Annotated in this window: 17 protein-coding genes; all 17 read right to left on the bottom strand. The window is 57.4% G+C overall.

The genetic code is table 11. The features are described 5' to 3' along the window. Positions 1–9: 9 nt before the first annotated feature. Positions 10–708, bottom strand: a complete 699-nt coding sequence (gene urtE / locus AC4LF3_RS15270; protein WP_312271438.1) for an urea ABC transporter ATP-binding subunit UrtE — start codon at positions 706–708, stop codon at positions 10–12. A 99-nt stretch (positions 709–807) separates the two neighbouring features. Then, positions 808–1,641: an urea ABC transporter ATP-binding protein UrtD gene (gene urtD / locus AC4LF3_RS15265; protein WP_312271439.1), complete on the bottom strand. Its 834-nt coding sequence runs from the start codon at positions 1,639–1,641 to the stop codon at positions 808–810. Continuing rightward, positions 1,638–2,717 carry an urea ABC transporter permease subunit UrtC gene (gene urtC, locus AC4LF3_RS15260; RefSeq protein ID WP_125887781.1) on the bottom strand — a complete coding sequence of 360 codons (1,080 nt, stop codon included), beginning with the start codon at positions 2,715–2,717 and terminating at the stop codon, positions 1,638–1,640. Before urtC ends, urtD begins: the two co-directional genes overlap by 4 nt. Continuing rightward, positions 2,714–4,288, bottom strand: a complete 1,575-nt coding sequence (gene urtB / locus AC4LF3_RS15255; protein WP_491835670.1) for an urea ABC transporter permease subunit UrtB — start codon at positions 4,286–4,288, stop codon at positions 2,714–2,716. Before urtB ends, urtC begins: the two co-directional genes overlap by 4 nt. Before the next feature lie 108 nt (positions 4,289–4,396). Then, positions 4,397–5,671 carry an urea ABC transporter substrate-binding protein gene (gene urtA, locus AC4LF3_RS15250; protein WP_491835668.1) on the bottom strand — a complete coding sequence of 425 codons (1,275 nt, stop codon included), beginning with the start codon at positions 5,669–5,671 and terminating at the stop codon, positions 4,397–4,399. 291 nt (positions 5,672–5,962) lie between these two features. Beyond that, positions 5,963–8,716, bottom strand: a complete 2,754-nt coding sequence (locus tag AC4LF3_RS15245; protein WP_221740647.1) for a hybrid sensor histidine kinase/response regulator — start codon at positions 8,714–8,716, stop codon at positions 5,963–5,965. A gap of 93 nt (positions 8,717–8,809) precedes the next feature. Next, on the bottom strand, positions 8,810–10,093 hold the full coding sequence (gene purD / locus AC4LF3_RS15240; RefSeq protein WP_019364322.1) for a phosphoribosylamine--glycine ligase: 1,284 nt from the start codon (positions 10,091–10,093) through the stop codon (positions 8,810–8,812). Positions 10,094–10,216: 123 nt separating this feature from the next. Then, a complete protein-coding gene (gene purH, locus AC4LF3_RS15235; RefSeq protein WP_491835665.1) occupies positions 10,217–11,824 on the bottom strand; it encodes a bifunctional phosphoribosylaminoimidazolecarboxamide formyltransferase/IMP cyclohydrolase in 1,608 nt (535 codons plus the stop codon). 79 nt (positions 11,825–11,903) lie between these two features. Beyond that, entirely contained in the window at positions 11,904–12,224 is a 321-nt protein-coding gene (fis, locus tag AC4LF3_RS15230; protein ID WP_010795429.1) for a DNA-binding transcriptional regulator Fis, read from the bottom strand. Next, a complete protein-coding gene (gene dusB, locus AC4LF3_RS15225) occupies positions 12,221–13,216 on the bottom strand; it encodes a tRNA dihydrouridine synthase DusB (protein ID WP_122041869.1) in 996 nt (331 codons plus the stop codon). Before dusB ends, fis begins: the two co-directional genes overlap by 4 nt. Before the next feature lie 178 nt (positions 13,217–13,394). Further along, complete coding sequence (locus tag AC4LF3_RS15220) at positions 13,395–14,672, bottom strand: DUF3426 domain-containing protein (RefSeq protein WP_313551268.1); 1,278 nt, start codon at positions 14,670–14,672, stop codon at positions 13,395–13,397. Between the two features lie 105 nt (positions 14,673–14,777). Then, entirely contained in the window at positions 14,778–15,653 is an 876-nt protein-coding gene (prmA, locus tag AC4LF3_RS15215; protein ID WP_074824975.1) for a 50S ribosomal protein L11 methyltransferase, read from the bottom strand. Positions 15,654–15,733: 80 nt separating this feature from the next. Continuing rightward, a complete protein-coding gene (accC, locus tag AC4LF3_RS15210) occupies positions 15,734–17,080 on the bottom strand; it encodes an acetyl-CoA carboxylase biotin carboxylase subunit (protein ID WP_019364327.1) in 1,347 nt (448 codons plus the stop codon). 16 nt (positions 17,081–17,096) lie between these two features. Beyond that, positions 17,097–17,552: an acetyl-CoA carboxylase biotin carboxyl carrier protein gene (gene accB, locus AC4LF3_RS15205; protein WP_010795424.1), complete on the bottom strand. Its 456-nt coding sequence runs from the start codon at positions 17,550–17,552 to the stop codon at positions 17,097–17,099. An 87-nt stretch (positions 17,553–17,639) separates the two neighbouring features. Continuing rightward, a complete protein-coding gene (gene aroQ, locus AC4LF3_RS15200; RefSeq protein WP_019364328.1) occupies positions 17,640–18,092 on the bottom strand; it encodes a type II 3-dehydroquinate dehydratase in 453 nt (150 codons plus the stop codon). A 124-nt stretch (positions 18,093–18,216) separates the two neighbouring features. After that, the gene (locus AC4LF3_RS15195; protein ID WP_491835661.1) at positions 18,217–19,998 is read right to left on the bottom strand and encodes a protein-disulfide reductase DsbD; all 1,782 of its coding nucleotides are present in this window, start codon (positions 19,996–19,998) and stop codon (positions 18,217–18,219) included. A 90-nt stretch (positions 19,999–20,088) separates the two neighbouring features. Continuing rightward, a complete protein-coding gene (locus tag AC4LF3_RS15190; RefSeq protein WP_010795421.1) occupies positions 20,089–21,717 on the bottom strand; it encodes a response regulator in 1,629 nt (542 codons plus the stop codon). Positions 21,718–21,748: the final 31 nt, after the last annotated feature.

Raw genomic sequence — 21,748 nt, 5'->3', positions numbered from 1 at the left:
AAGCGGTTTTCAAATGGCGACCAGACCGCGTACGCCGTCGGCCTCCATCTGTGTACCCTGGCCGCGCTGGATGATTTCCCCACGAGACATCACAAGATAGTGATCGGCCAATTCGGCGGCAAAATCATAAAATTGCTCCACCAGCAGGATGGCCATGTCGCCCTTGGCCGCCAAACGCTTGATGACCGTACCGATCTCCTTGATAACGGACGGCTGAATCCCTTCGGTGGGCTCATCAAGAATCAGCAGGCGCGGTTGGCTGGCCAGGGCGCGGCCAATGGCGAGCTGTTGCTGCTGACCACCAGAGAGGTCTCCCCCTCGACGATGCTTCATCTGCTTGAGAACAGGGAACAGCTCATAGATAAAATCAGGGACTTCCTTGGCTTGTCCGGCCGGGAAGCGAGACAGGCCCATCAGCAGATTTTCCTCTACGGTAAGCCTAGGGAAAATCTCACGACCCTGCGGTACATAGGCGACACCGGCATGAATCCGCTGGTGTGGCTTGAGCGAAGTAATCACATTGCCTTCCCAGGTCACGCTTCCCTGTTTTGAGGGGAGAAGACCTATCAGGCACTTGAGCAGCGTTGTCTTGCCAACGCCGTTTCGGCCCAGCAGACACGTGACTTCGCCAACTCTTGCCTCAAAGGACAGGCCGCGCAGGATGTGGCTACCACCGTAATACTGATGAAGTTCGTTAACCTGAAGCATCGTTGTTCCTTATGGACGCATGAGCGAGAAGGGCGATACCTACTCATCAATTGCCAGCTGCACAGCATTGCTGGGCTTGATCCACGCTATGGGGCGCTTTCATCGACCTAGATAGACCTCGATGACCTGCTCATTGGCCTGTACTTCGGCAAGCGAGCCCTCTGCCAGAACATGCCCTTGGTGCAGCACGGTGACATGGTCAGCGATGGTGTCGACAAAGCCCATGTCATGCTCCACCACCATGAGCGAATGCTGGCGAGCCAGCGACTTGAACAGTTCCGCCGTAAACTCGGTTTCGGCATCTGTCATGCCGGCTACCGGTTCGTCCAGCAGGAGTAACTGGGGCTCCTGCGTCAGTAGCATGCCGATTTCCAGGAACTGCTTCTGCCCATGGGAGAGCAACCCGGCCGGTCGATGACGCGATTCGCTCAGGCGGATCGTGGTCAAGATGTCTTCGAGTCGCTCCTTCTGCTCACCACTAAGCGTTGCTCGCAAGCTGGCCCAGACAGACTTGTCGGCCTTTTGTGCCAACTCCAGGTTTTCATACACGGTAAGCGCTTCGAATACCGTAGGCTTCTGAAACTTCCGACCGATGCCTGCCTGAGCGATTTGCACCTCGCTCATCTGTGTCAGGTCCAGGGTTTCGCCAAAGTAGGCCTTGCCAGTATCGGGGCGGGTCTTGCCGGTGATGACGTCCATCAGGGTCGTCTTGCCGGCACCATTGGGCCCGATGATGCAGCGCAGTTCTCCCACGCCGATGTAAAGCGTCAGGTCATTTAGCGCCTTGAATCCATCGAAGCTGACACTGATGTCCTCTAGCGTAAGAATCGTGCCGTGGCGGGTGTCGAGACCGCCTGTAACACTGTGGCCCAGCCCGCTCGATTCGCTGCCTAGGGAGACATCGAGCAGCTCAGGTACAGGAGCGGCTTTCATAGGTCTTTATCCTTACGGATCAGTCCGATCACGCCCTTGGGAAGATAGAGGGTTACTACGATGAACAGCAGGCCCAGAAAGAACTGCCAGTACTCGGGAAAGGCAACGGTGAACCAGCTCTTGGCACCATTGACGATGCCCGCACCAACAATCGGGCCAATCAGCGTACCTCGGCCGCCCAGAGCCACCCAGATGGCAGCCTCTATGGAATTGGTCGGAGCCATTTCGCTCGGGTTGATAATGCCCACCTGAGGTACGTACAGCGCACCCGCCAGACCACAAAGCACCGCCGATAGCGTCCAGACGAACAGTTTGAAGCCGCGTGGATCGTAGCCGCAGAACATGACGCGGTTCTCCGCATCGCGGATGGCGGTAAGAATGCGGCCGAATTTACTGCGTGCGAGTTGCCAGCCCAGGAGCAGACTGCCTACAAGCAGGGCGACTGTCAGCAGGAAAAGCATGGCACGCATGCCCGGTGAGGCGATCGGGAAGCCGAGCAGGGTAGTAAAGCCGGTAAATCCGTTATTGCCTCCAAAACCAGTCTCGTTGCGAAAGAACAGCAGCATGCCGGCAAAGGTCAACGCCTGGGTCATGATCGAAAAGTACACACCCTTGATGCGTGAGCGAAAGGCAAAAAAACCAAACACAAAGGCAAGCACACCAGGTGCAAGCACGACCAGGCACAGCGCCCACAGAAAGTGCTGCGTACCCGCCCAGAACCAAGGGATTTCCGTCCAGGACAGAAACGACATGAAGGCCGGGACGCCTTCTCCGGCAGACTGGCGTACCAGGTACATGCCCATCGCGTAGCCGCCCAGGGCGAAGAACAGGCCGTGGCCGAGCGACAGCAGTCCGGCGTATCCCCAGACCAGGTCCAGAGCAAGCGCCACGATGGCATAGCAGAGAATCTTGCCTACCAGTGTCAGGGTATAAGCCGACACCTGTAATGGGTTGTCGGCCGGTAGCAAGGAGAGAAGCGGCAAGGCAAGCAGGCCAACCAGGGCTAATCCGCCAAGGGCCAGGGTCCAGCGCGGGCCGGCTTTTTGCGCAAGCGTAATGGTCAGGGGCTGGTTCAATCGATAACCCTCCCTTTGAGAGCGAAGAGGCCTTGGGGGCGCTTCTGGATAAACAGGATGATCAGCGCGAGGATCAGGATCTTGCCCAGTACTGCGCCGATCTGTGGTTCGAGAATCTTGTTGGCAATGCCCAGGCCGAACGCAGCCATGACGCTTCCAGCCAGCTGGCCAACCCCGCCAAGCACCACGACCAGAAAGGAGTCGATAATGTAGCCCTGACCCAGGTCAGGTCCGACGTTGCCAACCTGCGACAGCGCCACGCCACCCAGGCCGGCAATACCCGAGCCTAGGCCAAATGCCAGCATGTCGATGCGCCCGGTCGGCACGCCGCAGCAGGCTGCCATGTTGCGGTTCTGCGTCACGGCGCGGATATTCAAGCCTAGCCGGGTCATATTGAGCAGACTCCAGGTGAGAACCAGAACCGCAATTACAAAACCAATGATGATCAGCCGGTTATATGGCAGCAGCAGATTCGGCAAGACCTGGATACCGCCCGAGAGCCATGCCGGATTTGCCACTTCCACGTTTTGGGCCCCGAACACGACGCGCATTAGCTGGATCAACATCAGGCTGATGCCCCAGGTAGCCAGCAGGGTTTCAAGCGGGCGACCGTACAGATGGCGGATCACGGTACGTTCCAGTGCCATGCCAATGACCGCCGTGATAAGAAATGCCACAGGCAGAGCCAGCAGTGGATAAAACGCGAGCCAATCGGGCGCCAGACGCTGGAATAGCAGTTGAACCACGTACGTGGAGTAGGCGCCCAGCATCAGCATCTCGCCATGGGCCATATTGATCACACCCAGCAGTCCGTACGTGATGGCAAGGCCCAAGGCTGCCAATAGCAGAATCGAGCCCAGGGAAAGGCCGGTAAAGGCCTGTCCAAGCAGATCACCGATCAGCAGGCGACGTTCCACCTGTTGCAGACTGGTTGCTGCGGCCTTGCGTACATTGGCGTCGGTCTCGTTGGCGGGATTGGTCAGCGCCTGCAGGCGAGTGCGTGCCTGGGGCTCACCGGTATCGCCCAGCAGGCGCACCGCAGCCAAACGCACGGCAGGATCAGGATCGGTCAACTGTAGGTTGGCCAGGGCAAGGCTCAACGCCTGTTTGACGTTTTCATCTGCCTCGATATGCAGGCGCTGTTCGAGCAGCATACGCTGTTCTGGCTTGGCTTCCTGCCGTAATGCCTGTGCGGCGTGCAGACGTGCCGAAGCATCGTCGGACAGGAGCTGGTGGCTCGCCAGGGCATTGCTGATCAAGACCCGGAGCCGGTTGTTCAAGCGGAAGCTTTTCGGCGTGCCGACAGGCGCTACTGTAGAGTCACCTTCTGCGGCATGCAGTGTATTGCCGCCCTTGTAGAACACGTGCTTTTCATCGTCGATGACTACGGTGTTGTCCTGCAGGGCTTGTAGAAAAGGTAAGCGGTCAGGGCTGGGCTCAGCCGACCAGGCTTGTAGTAGCTTGATCTGTTCGGCGCTGCTGGCGGCGGCGAAGTCACTGGCCGGGCCGGCGCAGGCCAAGCCGGTAGCGCTCAGCAGCAAGGCAGTCAATAAAAAGGAAACCAGGCGCATGTTTTCTCTCGTGTGTGCAGGGGCTGCACCCTCGGGCGCTTCGTGGCGAAGCAGACACTGGCAAGCGAAAGGTTCCCCAATGCCCGCGACGCGTTATCAACTCATGCGTTAAAACGTACCCTTGACTGGATGATTCGGCTTCTTGTCATTGCCGGTGATATAAGGGCTCCAGGGCTGTGCGCGGATGGGACCTTCGGTCTGCCAGACCACACTGAACTGACCGTCATCCTGGATCTCGCCGATCATGACCGGCTTATGGAGGTGATGATTGGTCTTGTCCATGGTCAGGGTGTAGCCGGAGGGAGCCTGGAAGCTCTGATCAGCCAGCGCATCACGGACCTTGTCCACATCGGTCGATTTGGCCTTCTCGACGGCCTGCGCCCACATGTGGATACCTACGTAGGTCGCTTCCATCGGGTCATTGGTGACAGCTGTAGCGGCGTTGGGAAGGTTATGGGCCTTGGCATAGGCCTTCCAGTCGGATACGAATTTCTCGTTGACCGGATTTTCGACGGACTGAAAGTAGTTCCAGGCTGCCAGATGACCGACCAGTGGCGCCGTATCAATACCACGCAGCTCTTCTTCACCCACCGAGAAAGCCACTACCGGTACGTCTGTTGCCTTCAACCCCTGGTTGGCCAGTTCCTTGTAAAAGGGCACGTTGGAATCGCCGTTGATGGTCGAGACCACAGCGGTCTTGCCGCCGGCAGAGAACTTTTTGATATTGGCAACGATGGTCTGGTAGTCGCTATGACCAAAGGGGGTATAGACCTCTTCGATATCCTTGTCGTCTATACCCTTGCTATGCAGGAAGGCGCGGAGGATCTTGTTCGTGGTACGAGGATAGACGTAATCGGTGCCCAGCAGGAAAAAGCGCTTGGCGGCACCACCATCCTCGCTCATCAGGTATTCCACTGCCGGAATGGCCTGCTGATTGGGCGCTGCGCCGGTATAGAACACGTTGGGCGACATTTCCTCGCCCTCATACTGAACGGGGTAGAACAACATGCCGTTCAGCTCTTCAAAAACCGGTAATACGGATTTGCGAGAGACGGAGGTCCAGCAGCCAAATACCACGGCTACCTTGTCCTGAGTCAGTAGTTGGCGTGCTTTTTCTGCAAACAATGGCCAGTTGGAAGCAGGGTCAACCACCACCGGCTCAAGCTTTTTACCGTTTACGCCGCCCTTGGCATTGATTTCATCGATGGTCATCAGCGCCATGTCTTTGAGCGATGTTTCGGAGATCGCCATGGTGCCGGACAGGGAGTGCAGAATACCGACCTTAATGGTGTCGGCGGCGTGCGCAGCGCTGAAAGGGAAAAGTCCGCTGAACAGCAGGGCGCTAGCGGCCAACGTTGTCTTGAGTAGGGGACGGCGCTTCATGCATGGCTCCTGGATGATCGTGCTCGATTGTGGGTAAGCCTTTTCGGCTTTAATCGATGCATTTCACTATCCATGCCAAACTGCCACAGCCTCTGATTTGACTGGACTTTCATACTCAAACGCTGGCGGCGTAGTAGACGTGCTGCCTTCTTTTGGTGCTCTGGGTGAATACGAAAAACCAGGCGGCCCTTTTTTGGGGCGCCTGGCTTGGGTTGTTATTTGGATGAATTATAAGCAGCCTATTGGACGAGTCAGGCAGCTACATGGTGAAGAAGTCACGTAGCTGCCACCTTACTTCTTTGTTTCGCCTCGCTCACGTTCGCCAGCCCAGAACTGCACAAGGTCACGCAATTGAGACAACTCCACAGGCTTGGCCATATGACCATCCATTCCGGCTTCCTGGGCGCGCTCCTTGTGTTCGGAAAGGATATGCGCCGTCAGCGCCACAATGGGTGTTCGTGGGCGGTTCTCGCGCGCCTCCCACGCACGCATGCGTTCGGTTGCCGTAAAGCCGTCCATTTCCGGCATCTCGCAGTCCATCAATACGAGGTCATACTGGGTTTGTTGCATGGCTGCCAGGGCTTCGAGGCCATTTGTGGCTGTATCCGGCTCGATGTTAATCTTTTTCAACATGCCGCGAATAACCTTGGTTGAGATGATGTTGTCCTCGGCAACCAGAACCTTGAGGTCGTTTGGCAGAGGCGCCGACTGGGTCTCTCGAGGCGTCTCGCCCAGCGGCTGGCTGCGTCGGGAGAGTTCATCGGCCAGTGTGGCCTTCAGCGTGTAGCCTGCTACAGGCTTGGTCAGGACACGCTTGATACCCGCGTTGCGTGCAATGATCTTGCTGGGCGCGTTAGTGATACCGGTCAGCATGATCAGTAGCAGATCATGGCTCAGGTTGGGATCTTCGTTGATCCGTGCGGCCAGTTGCATGCCGGTCATGCCTGGCATCTCCTGATCCAGCAGCACGACATCGAAATATTCCTGCAGGTTCGCCTTGGTACGCAGGAGTGCCAGGGCTTCCCGCCCGGAAGCCGCCAGGGTGACGTTCATGCCCCAGGCACTGCATTGCAGCTGGAGAACCTTGCGGCAGGTTTCGTTATCGTCGACCACCAGCAGGCGGACACCATGCAAGGGACGGTCGAGATCAGCGCCGGGATTATCCAGAAGGCCTTGTGGAACGGGAAGGGTAAGCCAGACGGTCGAGCCAGCTTCAGCGCCGCTTTCGATACCCAGCTCACCCTTCATCAGCATGATCAGACGCTGCGTGATCGCAAGACCCCGATGGGCACCCGATACACCAGCTGCCAGAAACTCCCGGCTGTCCAACGTGCTGGAAACCAGGCGGTTACGGGCCTCAGGCTCCAGGGGCGTACCGCTGTCCTGAACGGCGATACGCAGGCGAGGGTTTGGCGTTCCCTGACCTTCCAGAGCCACCACCAGCAGGATCTCGCCTATTTCAGTCCGCTGGAAGGCATTATCCAGCAGGCTTAGCAACACCTGGCGCAGACGCGTCGGGTCACCCGTCATCATGCGCGGCACCTGGGGCTGGATAAAGCTGATCAGTTCAACCTGTCGATGCTCGGCCTTGGCTCTGAAAATATCAAGACTATCCTCGATCAGCGCATTGAAGTCGAATTGGACATCTTCCAGTTCGATCTGGCCAGACTCGAGCCTTGATATATCCAGAATTTCATTGATCAGGCTAAGCAGCTCATTACCTGCGCTGTGAATGGTCTGGACATAATCCCGTTGCTTGGGTGACATAGCGGTGCCTAAAAGCAGCTCGGTCATGCCCAATACACCGTTCATAGGGGTGCGTATTTCGTGGCTCATGCGTGCCAGGAAGTCTGCCTTGCCCTTGATTTCAGCCGTGTTGGCGGCTTGGTCACGGCTCATCAGGAAGTGCTTTTCAAGCAGATAACGCTGGCGCTCGCCTACGGCCACCGTAAACAGAAAGCCGGTAATCACGCTGACCATGACCAGTGCGCGTCCCAGCCATTCTGGTGAGGACCAGTAACCCATCATGCGGGGCAGGGCCAAACCACCCGCAATGATGGCCAGCAGATAGGCCAGTGCCAGCCAGCGTGCGGGCTTGAAGCCCTGTTGCCAGTATTTGACACTGATGGCGAAAAGGGTGAAAACACTTAGGCCGATGAGGCTGTAAAGCACCTCGCCGATGTATACGTCCTTGGTCAGAATCAGGAACGCGGCCGCCAGTACAAGCGCGATGAACTCGACATAAAGCACCAGCTGCAGGCGTAATGGCAGCTGCTGGCCGTTAAAGAAGGCGCTGGTAAAATAGAGCGCACACGCCATCGTTGCCAGGGTAGAGAGATCCATCAGCAACGGCGTCAGGTAGAGCTTTTCGACCAGAATCATGCTGGCCAGGCCGAAGATGTTAAAGGCGGCCACCATCTGCAGGCCGAGCAGAATGGTCAGGGCAATACCGGTACTGCTGCGCCGGTAGAAGAGCTGCATCATGTTGAAGATCATGAGCATGCACAGGCAGCCCAGCAGCGTGCCGAACATCAGCAGCCGGAAGGCGATGGTGATCTCGGCATTGGGTGCAATCTTCAGGAAGGCGCGAATCGGACTTCGGCTTTCCATGCGGACAAAAACGTCCAGCGGACCGGCGGTACTCGGCAGGGTAAACAGAAAGTCGCGGCTGGGCTGCTCACGGTAGTTACCGGGGCGCGCGATGCCGGTTCGATTGAGGGACAGGGTCCTGCCATCACTCAGGGCATAAAAATCGATATATGCCACGTTTGGTGCAATGGCCCGTAGAACGCGTGAGGCATCCGAGGCGGGCAGGCGAGTATAGAGCCAGATTGCCCCTTCATCAGCCGGACGATGGGTTTCCTGGCCCGGGAGCGATCTGAACTCAGAAAGTCGCTCACGCACATCGCTCAGCTGCAGGCTACCCTCTGGATCATCCAGGCGTGACCATGCCGCCATTTCGTCGGCAGCTGCAGGAAACGAGGCATACAGGAAAGCCAGCATAACGCTGGCAAACAAACAGATGGCGGTCCTGAGCCGGCGCACGAAAATTCCCTTCGTAAGTTGAATTCAAAGTATAGCGAGCCGACCAGCAGGGATAAATGCTGCCGGACATCTTCGTGACGTCCGGCAGTGGTATTAGCTGCGTTCGCGAGCTATCGCACGATAACCGATGTCGTTGCGGTAGAAGCAGCCGTTCCAGTTGATCTGTCTGGCTAGGGCATAGGCATTCTGCTGTGCCTGAGCCACGGAGTCACCTAGTGCCGTGGCGCACAGGACGCGGCCACCACTGGTCACGACCTGATCCTGGGCTAATGCTGTGCCAGCATGAAAGACCTTGCCGTCGGCAGTGACTGCCTGTTCCAGGCCGGAAATGACGTCTCCCTTGGCGTAATCTCCAGGGTAGCCACCTGCTGCCAGTACGACACCCAGGCTGGGTCGAGGATCCCACTGGGCATCAGCCGTATCCAGCTGCTCAGCCAGCGCTGCCTCGACCAGTGCTACCAGACTGGATTGCAGGCGCAGCATGATCGGCTGCGTTTCAGGATCGCCAAAGCGGCAGTTGAACTCGATGACCTTGGGAGCGCCGTTCTTGTCGATCATCAGGCCAGCGTACAGAAAACCGGTATAGACATGGCCTTCAGCCGCCATACCTTGTACGGTGGGATAGATCACTTCCTTCATGATGCGCTGGTGAATATCAGCCGTGACCACCGGAGCAGGTGAGTACGCACCCATGCCGCCGGTATTTGGGCCAGTGTCCGCATCGCCTACACGCTTGTGATCCTGACTGGTCGCCATGGGCAGTACATTATGGCCGTCGACCATGACGATAAAGCTGGCCTCTTCGCCCTCCAGGAACTCCTCGATAACAACACGAGCACCCGCATCGCCAAAGGCATTGCCTGACAGCATGTCACGTACGGCAGCCTCAGCTTCTTCAAGCGTCATGGCGACGATCACACCCTTGCCTGCAGCAAGGCCGTCGGCCTTGACTACGATAGGTGCGCCCTTTTCACGCAGGTAGGCGAGGGCAGGCTCGATTTCAGTAAAGTTCTGGTATGCCGCTGTAGGAATCTGGTGGCGGGCCAGGAAATCCTTGGTGAAGGCCTTGGATCCTTCCAGCTGGGCAGCGCCTGCCGTAGGGCCGAAGCACTTCAGGCCACGTGAGCGAAATAGGTCTACGACGCCTTTTACCAGAGGGGCTTCTGGTCCGACGATTGTCAGAGCAACGTTTTTCTCGGCAAAGTCCGCCAGTTGCTCCAGAGCCAGGACATCAATAGCGACGTTTTCACATTTATCTTCGATGGCCGTACCCGCATTACCCGGTGCAACGAATACCTTTTCAACGCGAGGATCCTGTGCCGCCTTCCAGGCCAGCGCGTGTTCTCGTCCGCCGCTGCCAATGATCAATACATTCATGTTCGCTCCTTCTAGGGCTCATGCCGGCCAGGGCATGAGCCCGCAGTGATGCAAGATGTCTGGAGCCTCTCGTCTGCGCAGTGGCAGATCAAGGCTCCGGACAATACGGCAAAGCCGGTTTGATTAGTGACGGAAATGACGCATGCCGGTAAAGACCATGGCCATGCCTGCTTCATCGGCAGCCGCAATGACTTCCGCGTCACGCATCGAGCCGCCGGGTTGAATCACGGCGGTAATGCCGGCCTTGGCAGCATTGTCGATGCCGTCACGGAAGGGGAAGAAGGCATCGGATGCCATGACGGCTCCTTGTACGGCCAGTCCGGCATGTTCGGCCTTGATGGCAGCGATGCGGGCAGAGTTGACGCGGCTCATCTGGCCAGCTCCTACGCCTACGGTCTGACGATGCTTGGCATAAACGATGGCGTTGGACTTCACAAATTTGGCGACTTTCCAGGCGAACAGCAGGTCTTGGATTTCCTGCTCACTGGGCGCGCGCTGAGTAACGATTTTGAGATCGGCCTGAGTGATCATACCGATGTCGCGGCTCTGTACCAGCAGGCCACCGTTTACTCGCTTGAAGTCCCAGCCGCCCACGCGATCGGTGCTCCATTCGCCGCATTCCAGCAGTCGAACATTGGCTTTGGCTGCGACGACCTCGCGAGCGGCAGCTGATACCTTGGGTGCAATGATGACTTCGACGAACTGGCGCTCGACAATCGCCTTGGCCGTTTCGCCATCCAGCTCGCGGTTGAAAGCGATGATGCCGCCAAAGGCAGACTCGCTATCAGTGGCATATGCCAAGTCATAGGCCTTGCGAATGCCGCCATCCTCTTCAGAGGCTACCGCAACGCCACAGGGATTGGCATGTTTGACGATAACGCAGGCTGGAGCATCAAAGCTCTTTACGCACTCCAGGGCTGCATCGGTATCAGCCACGTTATTGAAGGAAAGCTCCTTGCCTTGAAGCTGGGTCGCCGTGGCGACACTGGCTTCCTGGGGTTTGCCTTCCACATAGAAAGCAGCGCTCTGATGCGGGTTTTCACCGTACCGCATCTCTTGCGCCTTGATGAACTGGGTATTGAAGGTACGGGGAAAGCTGCCGCGGCCCTGGGTGGATAATACTTCAGCCGTCTGGTCAATCGTGCCCAGGTAGTTGGCGATCATGCCGTCATAGGCTGATGTATGTTCGAAGGCTTTGAGGGCCAGATCGAAACGCTGTGCGTAGGTCATGCCGCCATGCTTGAGGCTTTCGATGACCTGAGCGTAATCGCCGGCATTGACGACGATAGCAACGTCCTTATGATTTTTCGCGGCTGAGCGAACCATGGTTGGACCACCAATATCGATATTCTCGATGGCAGTCGGCAGGTCGCAGTCTGGCTTGGCTACAGTTGCCTCAAAGGGGTAGAGGTTAACGGCTACCAGATCAATCGGCTGGATGCCGTGCTGACTCATGACGCCATCATCCGTACCGCGGCGACCCAGGATGCCACCATGAATCTTGGGATGCAGCGTCTTGACGCGACCGTCCATCATTTCTGGAAAGCCGGTGTAATCCGCCACCTCCACTGCCGGGACATTATTGTCGCGCAGCAATTTATAGGTGCCGCCAGTCGAAAGAATCTCGACACCTAATGCTGCAAGCTCTCGGGCAAAATCAACGACGCCAGTCTTGTCGGAGACGCTGATCAGCGCACGGCGAACGGGAAGGCGGGCGGTTTGGTCTGTCATCACAAAGTCCATCGGTCAGGCGAGAGGAAGGGCTGTCCAGAACCGGCCCTTGCTCGACCGGCTCTGGACATCATGAGAATCAGAGCAGATCGTATTGCTTGAGCTTTTTGCGCAGGGTGCCGCGATTCAAGCCGAGCATCTCAGACGCCTTAGTCTGGTTGCCCTTGACGTAATTCATTACGCTTTCCAGCAAGGGGGCTTCGACTTCACACAACACCATGTTGTAGACATCGGTAACCGGCTGACCGTCCAGGTGAGCGAAATAGTTGCGAAGCGCCTTTTCAACGCTGTCTCGCAGGGTCTGGCCTTCCTGCAGCGGTGCCGTCAGGTGCTGCTTCAGATTGGCATTGTCGCTCACAGGCGTGATTCCAGTCATAGAGTTATCGGTCAACGAAGTCATGCCACTTCCTTCCCATCAGATGGGCACTGCGCGAAAAAGGCGCAAATGCTGGCGTGTTGTGCGTCCATATCTTGGAGACGGTTGAACTGAGCGCGAAAGTCCTGGGCGCCAGGAAGAGCTGAAAGATACCAGCCTACGTGCTTGCGAGCGATCCGTACGCCCATTTCGGGGCCGTAGAAACCATGCAACTCGGACAAATGGCCCAGCAGGATCTGTTCCACTTCGCCAAGGGTCGGTGCCGGCAGATGCTGGCCTGTACGCAGGTAATGATCGATCTCTCGGAAGATCCAGGGTCTCCCTTGCGCCGCACGGCCAATCAACAGGGCATCGGCACCAGTATGGTCCAGCACGTAGCGAGCCTTTTCCGGTGAGTCGATGTCACCGTTGGCAAAAATCGGAATGGAAACCGCCTGCTTGATTTCAGCGATGGTGTCGTATTCCGCTGTCCCGGTATACAGATCGGCCCGAGTCCGTCCGTGCACAGAGAGTGCCGCAATACCGGCCTGCTCTGCAATGCGGGCAATCGTCACGCCATTGCGGTGTTCACGGTCCCAACCTGTACGGATCTTGAGCGTGACGGGCACGTCAACGGCGGCTACGACGGCATCCAGGATATCGGCTACCAGCGCTTCATCTTTCATCAGCGCCGAACCGGCTGCCTTGTTGCAGACCTTTTTAGCCGGGCAACCCATATTGATGTCGATGATCTGTGCACCCAGCTCGACATTGCGCTGTGCCGCTTCAGCCAGCATGGCTGGATCGCCGCCGGCAATCTGCACCGAGCGCGGCTCGGCCTCACCGTCGTGAATCAGGCGTAGCCGTGACTTGCGGCTGTTATACAGACGAACATCGCTAGTTACCATTTCCGATACGACCAGACCTGCACCAAGCTGACGACACAGCTGGCGGAATGGGCGATCAGTCACCCCGGCCATTGGCGCGAGGATCAGTGGGTTGGGCAATGTATATGGGCCGATGCGTACCATCGACATGAGTTTCCCTGGCCGAAATTACCTTATCCAATAGCAACTGCAGGCGCTTTGGAGGTACGGGTGTACTGGAAAAGGGTCGGCAATGATACCCGCTCGCCGTGTCCGGATAAAGGCTGAATTGAACAAAAACTGAACAGTTCAGCCTGGCCCGGACACCTTTGCCATATTGGAGTGTTTTTTACTCGGGCGAATGAAAGCTGAGGCTGTAATTTACAGCTCGGCTGCCTGGATCAAGAATGTCCAGCGAGATATGGATAGGTGTCTGCGGTGGCATCTCGGTCTGTCCTTTCAATTCGCCGCCCAGGTATTCCCACGGCTTGAACCGACGGCTGGCAATGAGCTGCCCATTCAGGTCGGCAAAGCGCAGTTCCAGAAGCGGGAAGGGCTGTGAGAACGTTGCCCGGTTATACAGGATCGCATCGACCTGTAGCGCGCCTGAAAACTCTGGGTGACTGCGCACAACCAGGTTGCTGCTACGGATCTGTTTTACATCGACCTTGGACGGAACCTTGCAGTCCGCCCACGCGCAGAACTGAACAAACCAAGGACGATACTGGTCTTGACGCGCCAGCTCGTCGAAATGAAAGCCAACGTATTGAGCAAACAGACCAAACAGGGCAACCAGATTCAACAGCACCCAGCCGAGCCGCTTGGCCCACTGCTTCTTCGGCGGTTGCCAGTCGAGCTGCAATGGCTCGTCATGAAGGTCGAGCAACGTGTCGTTACGCAGAGCGGGCTCGGCACGTACAGGCGTGGCTTCCCGGTCAGAGGGCGCCGTGTCACCCACATGAGGTTCGGCCGCTTCGATCGGCTGATCGTGATTGTCCTTCTCGTCAGCCCTCAGGGATGATTCAAGCTCGGGCTCGTCTGCCTCATGCGAGGCATGTAGCCCTAGCGAGGGCTCTTCATGAGCATGATCTTCCTCGATGGTGTCGAGCGTTAAAGTCGGTTCCTGGCGCTGCTCGTTGTCAGATTCTGCACTTTCCTCGCGCAGCAGGGCCTCAGCCCAGCTTTCATCATAAACCGGTGTAGTTTTCGAGGCGGGTTTCTGCTGCCCAAATGTTGGCAGGGGAGGAAGGCGTTGCGCCGACTCCATGGCGTCCAGCTTGGCCAGCTCTTCATCCAGGTCAAGCCCGTCCAGATCCAGGTCATCATGGATCAATAGAGTGTCCGAAGGGTGCTTGGGCACTGCTTCGGCAGCATCTGAAACATGGCTGATAGACTGGGGCTGCGTCGAAGGTGACTGAGCCATAGGGGGCGCAGGCTGAATGACGACGGCTGTCGACTCGATGACGGGCTTGAGCGGTGTCGGCAATCCTTCGAGATGCTGAGTGGCATCGAAGATTTCAAGGCAGGCGCCGCAACGCACGTTGCCTTGGGCAATCGCCAAATGCTCCTGCTTGACTCGAAAGCGAGTACTGCAATGCGGGCATTGAGTGACGTAGGTTTCAGTCATTATGGCGATCTGGTCTGGTCCTGCGGAAAAGCCGACTAGTTTACTCTAACGCTCAAGGCTGAAAAGTGGCTCGTTGAAGCCACTTTTTGCCGCGCGTCGTTCATCTTAGCGTTTTATGCCTGTAATTCTGATCCAGCCTTCGCGCTCGGCCGTAGGGTCCAGCTCGAAATCGGCACTGTAAGCGGCGCGTACCTCTTCCGCCTGCTCCGCCAGAATGCCAGACAAGGCCAGTCGGCCGCCCGATTTTACCAGGCGGCTCAATTGTGGCGCGAGGCTTACAAGCGGGCCGGCCAGGATATTGGCAACAACGACATCAGCCGGTTCGTCCGGCATGTCGGCTGGCAGGTAGACCGGGAAGCGGGCTGGGTCAATGCCGTTTCGATTGGCATTGTCGCGAGAGGCTTCAAGCGCCTGTACGTCGATATCCGTTCCTACGGCACGCGTTGCGCCCAGCAGCAGTGCCGCGATGGCCAGAATGCCCGAGCCGCAGCCAAAATCGATAACCTGATAGCCTTCAAGTGGCTGTCCATCCAGCCATTCGAGGCACAGTGCAGTGGTGGGGTGCGTCCCCGTACCGAAAGCAAGCCCGGGATCCAGATGCAGGTTGACTGCACCCGGCTCGGGCGCTTCATGCCAGCTGGGTACGATCCATAGGCGCTGGCCAAAGCGCATGGGGTGGAAGTTATCCATCCAGCTGCGTTCCCAGTCCTGATCCTCGATATGCTCGATATGAAAATCAGCGCCGGTACCTGCAATGAGTGTCAGGTGTTTCGCCAGGTCCTGCTCATTGATATCTGACTCGAACAGGGCCAGCAGATGCGTCTTGCTCCAAAGAGGCGTTGTGCCCAGGTCCGGCTCGAAAATGGGCTGGTCTTCTGCATCCATGAATGTCACGGAAACAGCACCCAGGCCGAGCAGGGCGTCTTCATAGGGCTCTGCCTGATCAGGGGTAATGGCGAGTCGGACTTGCAGCCACGGCATGGCGAAACCTTTCAAATACGTAAATGGGTAGTTTAAAAAGCAACGGGCCGCATGTGCGGCCCGGGCTTTAAGCAAGGCTATCAGTGTTTCAAGCCTAGCTTCTTCTCCAGATAATGGATGTTCACACCGCCTTTGCCAAAGGCTTCATCGCGTGTAAGCATGCGATGCAGGTCGGCATTGGTTTTGATGCCATCGACAATCAGTTCATCCAGCGCGTTACGCATGCGGGCCATGGCCTCGTCACGGTCACGTCCCCAGGTGATCAGCTTGGCGATCAGCGAGTCGTAGTTCGGCGGAACCTTGTAACCGCTGTACAGGTGCGAATCGACTCGTACGCCATTGCCGCCCGGCGCGTGGAAGTGCTTGACCAGGCCAGGCGAGGGCATGAAGGTCTTGGGGTCTTCCGCGTTGATCCGGCACTCGATAGCGTGCCCGGTGATTTTGATGTCTTCCTGTTTGATCGACAGCTTGTTGCCAGCAGCGATGCTCAGCATCTCCTTGACGATGTCAACACCGGTAATCATCTCGGTAACCGGGTGCTCCACCTGAACGCGCGTGTTCATTTCGATGAAGTAGAAACGGCCGTCCTCATAGAGGAACTCGAACGTACCGGCACCACGGTAACCGATCTCAACGCAGGCCTGAACGCAGCGGGCAAGTACTTCGGCACGTGCCTTTTCGTCGATCTGCGGGGCAGGTGCTTCTTCAATGACTTTCTGGTGACGACGTTGCAGCGAGCAGTCGCGGTCGAACAGGTGAACGGCATTGCCCTGACCATCGGACAGAACTTGGACTTCCACGTGACGCGGGTTGCCCAGAAACTTTTCCAAATAAACCGTAGAGTTGCCAAACGCAGCGCCTGCTTCGGTCTGAGTCATGCTGATGGACTTGATCAGCTCGGACTCTTCGTAAACAACGCGCATGCCACGGCCACCGCCGCCGCCAGCCGCCTTGATGATGACCGGGTAGCCCACTTCGCGTGCAATACGCAGGCACTCGGCTTCGTCGGTTGGCATTGCGCCATCGGAGCCGGGAACCGTGGGTACGCCTGCCTTTTTCATCGCATCCTTCGCGGAGACCTTGTCGCCCATGAGGCGGATCACGTCTGCGGTCGGACCGACAAAGGTAAAGCCGGAGCGCTCGACCTGCTCGGCAAAGTCGGCATTTTCTGCCAGGAAGCCGTAGCCAGGGTGAATAGCAGTGGCGCCGGTAACTTCAGCTGCGCTGATAATGGCCGGGATGTTCAGGTAAGACTGAGGAGACGGGGCGGGGCCGATGCAGACCGATTCGTCGGCCAGGGACAAGTGCATCAACTCACGATCAGCGGTGGAGTGTACGGCCACCGTCTTGATGCCCAACTCCTTGCAGGCACGAACCACACGCAGGGCAATTTCCCCGCGGTTGGCGATCAGGACTTTTTCCAGCATCGCGGACTCCTGTCGATCAGACAATGGTGAACAGCGGCTGGTCAAACTCAACCGGCTGGCCGTTTTCGACCAGGACAGCGCCGATGGTACCGCTGGTTTCGGCTTCGATGTGGTTCATCATTTTCATGGCTTCGACGATGCAGACGATGTCGCCTTTCTTCACGGCCTGGCCCACTTCGGCGAAGGGCGCAGAGGTAGGAGAGGAGGCGCGATAGAAAGTGCCTACCATGGGCGAGCGAACCACATTGCCTGTCAGTTGTTGCGCAGCGGGTGCTTCGGCAGCCGGGGCAGCAACCGGGGCGGGTGCAGCAGCCGGGGCAGCGACGGGCGGAGCAGCGTACACAGCAGTCTGTACAGCGCGCTGACTCTGACGGCTGATGCGAACGGATTCTTCGCCTTCACGGATCTCCAGTTCGTCGATTCCGGATTCTTCCAGCAGTTCGATCAGCTTCTTGACTTTACGAATGTCCATTAACGTTGGCACTCCCCTAAGGTCTGTTACGTTTAAGTTTTTGTCGGGCACATCGAGATGTCGATTCAATGCCCGGTTATGCAGCGGCTAGGCGTTCTGTGCCTTGCCTGTCATTTCGATTGCAGCGTCAAGCGCCATGCGATAACCGCTGGCACCGAGACCGCAGATCACCCCTACGGCAACGTCTGAAAAGTAGGAATGATGACGAAAGGGTTCTCGCTTGTGCACGTTTGAAAGATGCACCTCGATGAATGGGATGCTCACAGCCAGCAATGCGTCACGTAGCGCAACGCTGGTGTGAGTGAAGGCAGCAGGATTGATCACAATAAAATCCACGCCTTCATGACGAGCGGCATGGATTCGTTCGATCAATTGGTGCTCGGCATTGCTCTGGAAATAGTCCAGTGTATGTCCGGCCGCTTCCGCGCGACGCTTGAGATCCTGGTTGATTTCATCCAGCGTGACCGCGCCGTAGACGCCCGGCTCGCGGGTGCCCAGCAGATTCAGGTTAGGTCCATGCAGGACCAGCAGCGTAGCCATGACGACATCCCTCAACAGGCAAAGCGATGGCCGCGGACTATGCCGCATTGCTCGCTGACTGTCCAGTCGCCCGATGTTTGCTGTAAATGCCAGCACGTTGGGCGAAATTTTATCTAATTGGGGGTTATAAGGTTTCTTGAGCGCGTTCGAGGTGTTTGGCAAACGCATCCGCGCCGATTTCACCAATGACTCTCAGGTTTTGGGCTTCCTGTCCCTTGCGATCGAAAAACTGGATCGTGGGCGGTCCAAAGAGGTGGTAACGATCCAGAAGCGCACGCTGTTGTGCGTTGCTGGCCGTAATGTCGAAGCGTATCAGACGAAAGGCAGTCAGTCGGGCCATGATGGCAGGATCGTTGAACACTTCACGCTCGATTACCTTGCAGCTGATGCACCAGTCGGCATACCAGTCGAGCAGAAGGGGTTGCCCCGCATCCTTTGCGGCCTTCAAGGCAGCATCCAGTTCGGCGAGCGTACTGACCGTCTGCCAATTCGAGGCGCTGGTACTGCTAGACAGGGTGGCAGGAGATGAGGTCACTGTAAGCGGGCGAAGCGGATCTGAGCGGCCTTGCAGCGCACCAATCCATGCCGCTACGGCATAGACCAGCAAGGCCAGTCCCAGAAGCTGAGCCAGCTTTTGACGGGGAGTCTTGGGTGTCAACTCCAAGGCTCCAAGGAACAACCCGGTTCCGCCGGCCAGCAAGCCCCATAGGGCCAATGACACAGGGCCGGACAGCAGGCGTTCCAGCATCCAGACGGCTACTCCAAGGAGCAGAACGCCAAAGGCGTTTCGTACACCCACCATCCACACACCGGATTTGGGTAGGAGAGCTCCACCGCCTGTAGCGAAGAGAATAAGTGGAGTACCCATCCCCAAGCCCAGAGCAAACAGCTTGAGTCCACCGCCTAACGCATCACCACTGCTGCTGATGTAGAGCAATGCACCCGCCAGTGGCGCCGAGACACACGGCGATACCAACAGGCTGGAAAGAATGCCCAGCGTGGCTGCACCTAGTACGGAGCCGCCCTTCGCGCCACTGGCCAGGCGGTCGACTGGGTTTCGGATAAAGGCGGGCAGGCGAAGCTCGAACAGTCCAAACATGGCCAGTGCAAAGGCTACGAAGAATGCAGCAAAGGGAACGAGCACCCAGGCCGATTGCAGACGCGCCTGCAGATTGAGGCTTGCGCCAAAAAGCCCCATCAGCGAGCCCAGGAGCGCAAAGCACCCTGCCATGTGCACGACATACACCAGAGAAAGAAATAACCCGCGGCCTGCGGTATGAGAGCTTCTGTCCCGACCGTGAAGCAGGACTGAAGACATGATAGGCAGCATGGGCAGTACGCAAGGGGTAAAGGTCAACCCCAGGCCTGCCAGGAAAAACAGGAGCATGTCACGCCAGTGCCATGCGGTTTCGACTGTCGTTGAAGAGGGCACGGTAGCGGGTAAGGCAGAGGCATCACCCAATGCGATCTGCTTGGTTTCCGGTGGATAGCACAGACCTTTGTCAGCGCAGCCCTGGTAGGTAATGGACAATTGTCCGGATACGCCTGCCTGCGCCAGCGGGACCTCGATATCCACTACATGATGATAAACCTGTACATCACCGAACCACTCATCATGCTTGGGTTCTCCAGCCGGCAAGGCAATATCCTGTGTCAGGCCTTCAGGTTGCGTGCTGAATTGAAAGCGATGCCGATACAGGTAATAGCCGTCCGCAATAATGAAACGCAGCACCTGTTTATCAGGAGTGGATTCGAGCTGCTCCAGCCGGAACGCCTGGTCAACAGGTAGAAAGTCGCTGGCGTTACTTGAAGCGCCAAGAGTCGACGCAGGACGGTTACCGTCAAACAGGCCGGCAGAGACGGGCAGGGCGATAATCAGCAAAAGCAGAAATAACAGGCGGCGCATGACACTCTCGGCAGGTGAAACTCCCGGCCATGATACCGAAAGCGTTCGCCGCTAGCCCTCAGGAATTGTCTCCATATGCGTGATGGATTGTCAGGCTGACGGCTGGGGCTGATAGATTTCCACGCGGTTACGCCCACCGCGCTTGGCCTGATAAAGCGCCTCATCAGCCTGCCTAGCCAGGCTCTTGATGTCCTGGTCGGGCTGCAACTGTGCAACCCCTGCGCTGAACGTGCAGAAGAGGCTTTCCTGCTGGGCTGGATAGCAAATTTCTGAAAACCGTTTGCGGATTTCATCGATCAGTCGCAGGGCATTCTGGCTATCGGTGTCCTGCAACACCACGGCGAATTCCTCGCCACCGTAACGGCCGATATGATCGGTCTTGCGCAGGCGCTGTTTCAGAAACAGGGCCAGGCTCTTGATGACGCGATCCCCCATAGGATGGCCATATTGATCGTTCACTTTTTTGAAGTGATCGATATCGAGCATCACAAACGACAGGCTTTTGCTGCGTCGGCGAGCCAGAAAACTCGCGTCCTCCAGGAGCTGCAAAATGTGGGTATGGTTATACAGGCCCGTCAGACTGTCTTGAACGATGCGCGCTTTGAGGTTACGTGCCCTGGCGGCGCGTGTACGCACGGTGGCGATCAAGTGGCGGGGTTTGATCGGCTTGGTCAAAAAATCATCGCCGCCTTCGCTCATGGCATCCAGCTGCTTGTCCAGATCACCTTCAGCCGAAAGGTAGATAATCGGGACGCTTACATAGCGCTCATGCTGACGGATGACCTTGGCCAGCTCCGTCCCCATGCATTCCGGCATATACATGTCCAGAATGATCAGGTCCGGGTTGAACTCGGCAAGATGCGGCATCACGGCAGTCGGGTTGAGCAGGGTGCGCGTCACAATACCAGCGCTATTCAGGGACATTTCCGTGTGCATCGCCTGAGCGCGCGAGTCGTCGACGATCAGGGCGCGGATCGGGTCGTAATAGGCGACGCGGGTCAGTGTTTCGACCTTTTCAAGCAGGTGCGATGCATCCAGGGTGCCGGTATAGAACTCGTGGCCACCCGCGCGTACGGCTGCCAGACGCATGGCGGTATCGGCTTCCTCATGGCTGAAGAACAGCACTGGCAGCTTGATAGTCAGGTTCGCCTGGATTTCGGCTGTCAGCTGAAGACCTGCGCCCGGGCCGTTGAAATCCACTTCCATGATGAGCACTGCCGGGTGGCGCTCGGAAATAGCCTGGCGGAATGTGACTGCGTCTTCGAAGATATGAATCGTGACGCCAAAGTACTCCATTTGCAGGGCCAGGCGCTCAGAGCGCTCCCGATCCTGCAGGGCAATATAAATAGGCTTGCGCAACGGGGGCAGGTTGGTGCTTTCCAGCTGATCGCCATGGCGTAAGCCAGTGCGAGACAAGCTTTGCATGAGCTGGCTCAGTTCTGAAATCGTTGTACTGGTCAGGCGTCCCCGGTTGGCCTCGACGGCCAAAAGACAGCCAGCAATCCGTTCTGCCAGCTGGTTGTGCTCCTGCTGATCGAATCGCTGGGCATAGCGCAGGAGGCGATTGTTGGCCTCGGTCAGCTCTTCCAGGCTTGCCGTACTCCACTCCACACGATGCAGGCGTTGCCAGATTTCCAGAACATGTCTGGCCTGGGTGATGACCCTTTGGGCAAAATGGTTCTTGATACGGTCCAGTGAAGGATCGTCATGCTCGCTCATGGTAGTCCGGCTCGTCCTGAGTAAAGATCGG

This window comes from Pseudomonas sp. C2.3V (assembly GCF_058536325.1).
Note: the sequence above shows the minus strand (reverse complement) of the source record. Positions and strands in the feature narration are given on the sequence as shown.